Source organism: Nocardioides sp. (genome assembly GCF_047606145.1).
GTDB lineage: Bacteria > Actinomycetota > Actinomycetes > Propionibacteriales > Nocardioidaceae > Nocardioides.
In genome coordinates, this window is record NZ_JASGET010000005.1 from 1 (window position 1) to 4,497 (window position 4,497).

A 4,497-nucleotide genomic window follows, 5' to 3' on the forward strand; every position below is an offset into this window, starting at 1 on the left:
GCTGGCCGACGTCGAGGCGGCCGCCGGCGCGCTGGAGACCCGGCTGGTGGCCGATGCCGGCGAGGCCGCCGCGCTGTGGCGGATCCGGGAGGACGGCGCGGGTCTGGCCGGGGTCAGCCTGCCGACCCCGGCACACTCCGGCTGGGAGGACGCCGCGGTGCCGCCGGAGCATCTCGGCGCCTGGCTGCGCGACTTCGACGAGCTGCTCGAGAGCCATGGCCTGCACGGCTATCCGTACGGTCACTTCGGCGACGGCTGCGTGCACTGCCGCATCGACTTCCCGTTCCGGGCCGGCGACCCGGCCAGCTCGGCGGTGTTCCGCGAGTTCATGACCGCCTGTGCCGAGCGGCTCTCGGCCTACGGCGGCTCGCTGTCGGGGGAGCACGGCGACGGCCGGGTGCGCAGCGAGCTGCTCAGCACCATGTACGACGAGACCTCGCTGGCCCTGTTCGCCCGGGTCAAGCAGATCTGCGACCCCGACGACCTGCTCAACCCCGGCAACATCGCCTCGCCGGACGGCTCCGCCCCCGCCTCGATCACCGACGACCTGCGGCCGGTGCGGGCGCGGACGCGCCCGGCCCATCCCGGCCTGCGCCTGGTGCATGACGGCGGCGACCTGGGTGCGGCGGTGCATCGCTGCACCGGCGTCGGCAAGTGCGTGGCGCCGAAGACGGCCGGCGTGATGTGCCCCTCCTACCTCGCCACCCGCCAGGAGAAGGACTCCACCCGTGGCCGCGCCCGGGTGCTGCAGGAGGCCCTCGACGCGGGGTCGGGCACGCTGCTCGGCGGCCTGGCGGACGAGGCGGTGACGGACGCCCTCGACCTCTGCCTGGCCTGCAAGGGCTGCGCCTCGGACTGCCCAACCGGCATCGACATGGCGACGTACAAGTCCGAGGCGCTCTACCAGAAGTACGACGCGCCCGGCGCCTCCGCGCGCCGTCCGCGCTCGCACTACCTGCTCGGCCGGCTGCCGATGTGGGCCCGGCTGGCGGCGCCGATGGCCCGGATGGCGAACGCGTCGATGAGGATCGGTCCGGTCGCCCGGCTGGCGAAGAGGACCGCCGGGATCGACCAGCGGCGCTCGATCCCGGCCTTCGCGACCCGCACGCTCAAGCGGTCGGCGCGGACCGCGCGTCTGGACGCCGAGACGCCGGACGTGTGGATCTGGGCCGACTCGTTCACCGACCACTTCTTCACCTCCTCCGGGCACGGCGCCATCCGGTTCCTGGAGTCCCAGGGACTGCGGGTCCGGGTGATCGCGGACCGGGCCTGCTGTGGGCTCACCTGGATCACCACCGGCCAACTGGACCAGGCCCGCTCGATCATGGAGCGGACCCTGCGGACCCTGGCGCCGTACGTGGCCAGCGGCGTACCCGTCGTCGGCCTGGAGCCGTCCTGCACCGCCACCCTGCGGAGCGACTCGCGCGAGCTCTGTGCGCTGCCGGAGGCCGAGACGGTGGCCACCGGCGTGCTCACCTTCGCCGAGCTCGTCACCCGGCTGGTCGACGAGGGCCGGGTCACGCTGCCCGATCTGCGCGGAGTCGAGGTGGTGGCGCAGCCGCACTGCCACCAGCATGCAGTGCTGGGCTGGGCGGCCGACCAGGCGCTGCTGCAGCGGGCGGGCGCCACCGTGACCAAGGTGTCGGGCTGCTGCGGGCTGGCCGGGAACTTCGGCGTCGAGCAGGGTCACTACGAGGTCTCGGTGGCGGTCGCCGAGACCCATCTGCTGCCGGCGGTGCGCGCGCATCCGGAGGCGGTCGTGCTGGCCGACGGGATGTCCTGCCGGGTGCAGCTCGACGACCTGGCCGATGTCCCGGCGATGCACCTGGCCGAGCTGTTCGCCGCCCGGTCTCCCGCTCCGCGGCCCTGATCTCCCGCTCCGCGGCCCTGATCTCCCGGGCGCCCGCCGCCGGCGTGTCGCGGAGCACGACGTCGGCGGCCGATCTCGGCCCGGGATGTCGGCCCGGGATGTCGGCCCGGGATGTCGGCCCGAGGCGGGGCGCTCCTAGACTGTGGAGGTGAATCCGCGCCACCGTCGTCTGATCATCCCGACGGCGCTGGGGATCCTGCTGCTGGTGGTCCTGATCGCGGCGGTGACCAAGTGAGTGGCATGAGTGGCCTCAGCGGCCAGGGGACGGCGGACCGGTGAGCGCCGAGCCGCTGCCGCGGGCCTTGGATCGGATGCGCGGCCTGCTCCTGGACCCCGACGCGCTGGTCAAGGCGGTGGCCTCGGGCCGGCAGAGGGGCCGGCAGCCGAGCTGGCGGCGGGCGGAGCTGCGCTACGTCGACCTCAAGGCGGGACGGCATCTGCAGATCACGACGTACGACGCGACGCAGGCGCACACCGCCAACCATTCCGGTGAGGCGGCGAAGCAGGCCGTCGACGCGCTGCTGGACGAGCCGTTCGGTCACTGGAACGTGCAGACCTCCACCGAGCGGCACGCGCTGCGCGTCACCAAGCGGCTCGAGGCGCTGGTGCACACCACCCGGCGGGCGACGCCGGTGCGGGTCGACCGTGACCACGACCAGGCGAAGCAGCGGCTGCTCGCCGAGGACGACGAGCTGTTCCGGGTGCTCGGGCTGAGCGACGGCGAGGGGCGGCTCAAGCCGAGCCGGCAGGCGAAGTTCCGGCAGGTGGAGGAGTTCCTGCGCCAGGTGGACGCGGCCGTGGCCGAGGCCCGGTCCAGCGGCCGGCTGCGTCGCCCGACCAGCGACGACCCGCTGCGGATCGTGGACCTCGGCTGCGGCAACGGCTACCTGACCTTTGCCGCACAGCGCTACCTGGCCGAGGTCAAGGGACTGCCGGTGAGCGTCGTCGGGGTCGACGTCAAGCAGCAGTCCGCCGACCACAACGCCGAGGCCGCCGCTCGGCTCGGCATCGAGGCCGAGTTCGTGGTCGGCAGCATCTCCGGGGTCGAGCTGGACCGCGCCCCGGACGTCGTGCTCGCCCTGCACGCCTGCGACACCGCCACCGACGACGCACTCGCCCGGGCGGTCGGGTGGCGGGCGCCGCTGGTGCTCGCCGCGCCCTGCTGCCACCACGACATCGCCGCCCAGCTGCGTGTGGCGCCGACCCCGGCGCCGTACGCGATGCTGACCCGGCACGGCATCCTGCGCGAACGATTCGCCGACACGCTCACCGATGCGCTGCGATCCTCGCTGCTGCGGCTCTCCGGCTACCGGGTCGAGGTGGTGCAGTTCGTGGAGAGCCGGCACACTCCGCGCAACACCCTGCTGCGGGCGGTGCGCACCGGCGCGGGCCGGGGCCCGGAGCACGACGAGGCGGCACGCGAGGAGTACGACGCGCTGGTGACCACCTGGGGCGTGCGACCCCGGCTCGGCGATCTGCTCGGGCTCGCCCCCGGGAGCCGGCCGGCGTGATCGTCCGGGCACTGACCGCGCTGAGCGTCGTACCCTTCGTGCTCGGCGCGGCGGCCGCGCCCGCGCAGCATCGCGATGTCGTGTTCGGCTTCACCGACGCGGCGATCGACGAGGCCAGCGCCCTGGTCGCGCTGCCCGGTGGTCTCTTCGCCACCACCAACGACTCCGGCGACACCGGCCGGGTGTTCGCGGTGGACGCACACGGTGACACCGTCGGCGTCACCCGGTGGGGCGACGCCACCGATGTCGAGGCGCTGGCGGCGGCACCGGACGGAAGGATCTGGGTCGGCGACATCGGGGACAACCGATCGGTGCGCCCCTCGGTCCAGGTGGCTGAGGTCCCGGTCGGTCGGGGAGACCGGACGGTGACGCCGACCGTCTACGACCTGGTCTATCCCGATGGCTCCCACGATGCCGAGACGCTGTTGTGCGACCCCGCCACCGGGCGGCTCTACGTGGCCACCAAGCAGTGGGCGGGCGGCGTGCTGTACGCCGCTCCGCGTCGGCTCTCGGCCGCGCATCCGAACCGGCTGCGGAAGGTCGCGGCGGTGCTGCCGATCGCCACCGACGGCGTCTTCCTCCCCGACGGCCGGCACGTCATCATCCGGGGCTATCCGAGCGCCACCGTCTATCGCTGGCCGTCGATGCGGCCGGTGCGGTCACTCGCGATGCCGGTGCAGCCGCAGGGCGAGGGGATCGCCGTCACAGCCCCCACCGCGTCGGCGGTGGGGCAGGTGCTCGTGAGCAGCGAGGGGCTGCACTCGAAGGTGCTCCGGGTCGCGTTGCCGGCGGGGCTCCGCCGTACGCTCGGGCTGGCCCGACTCCCGGCATCCTCCTCCGGCGCCTCAACTGCCTCGACCGGATCGACTCCGTCCCCGTCGCCCGCTCCGGGGACCGACTCGTCTGCTCCGGGGACGGATTCGACGGCGCCGAGGGCCGATTCGGCTGGGAAGGAGACCGGCCACGAGTGGTGGCCGTGGCTGATCGTCGCAGTGGTGGGGGCCGGTGCCGCCGGGGCGATCTGGCGGGTAACACGTTGTCCACCTAGGTAGCAGCCCGTCGCAACAGGCTGCTACCTAGGAGCCGCAGCGGCCGGGCCTCGGCCGAGCCGGCGCC

General features: G+C 73.8%; 3 protein-coding genes. All 3 read left to right on the forward strand.

The window, feature by feature from the left end; translation table 11 throughout:
• Positions 1–1,870 (forward strand): FAD-binding and (Fe-S)-binding domain-containing protein (locus QM638_RS00285; RefSeq protein ID WP_415139925.1); only part of this gene is annotated, 1,870 nt, incomplete at its 5' end.
• Positions 1,871–2,145: 275 nt separating this feature from the next.
• Positions 2,146–3,381: a class I SAM-dependent methyltransferase gene (locus QM638_RS00290; RefSeq protein WP_415139926.1), complete on the forward strand. Its 1,236-nt coding sequence runs from the start codon at positions 2,146–2,148 to the stop codon at positions 3,379–3,381.
• Entirely contained in the window at positions 3,378–4,433 is a 1,056-nt protein-coding gene (locus tag QM638_RS00295; RefSeq protein WP_415139927.1) for a hypothetical protein, read from the forward strand. Before QM638_RS00290 ends, QM638_RS00295 begins: the two co-directional genes overlap by 4 nt.
• Positions 4,434–4,497 lie beyond the last annotated feature (64 nt).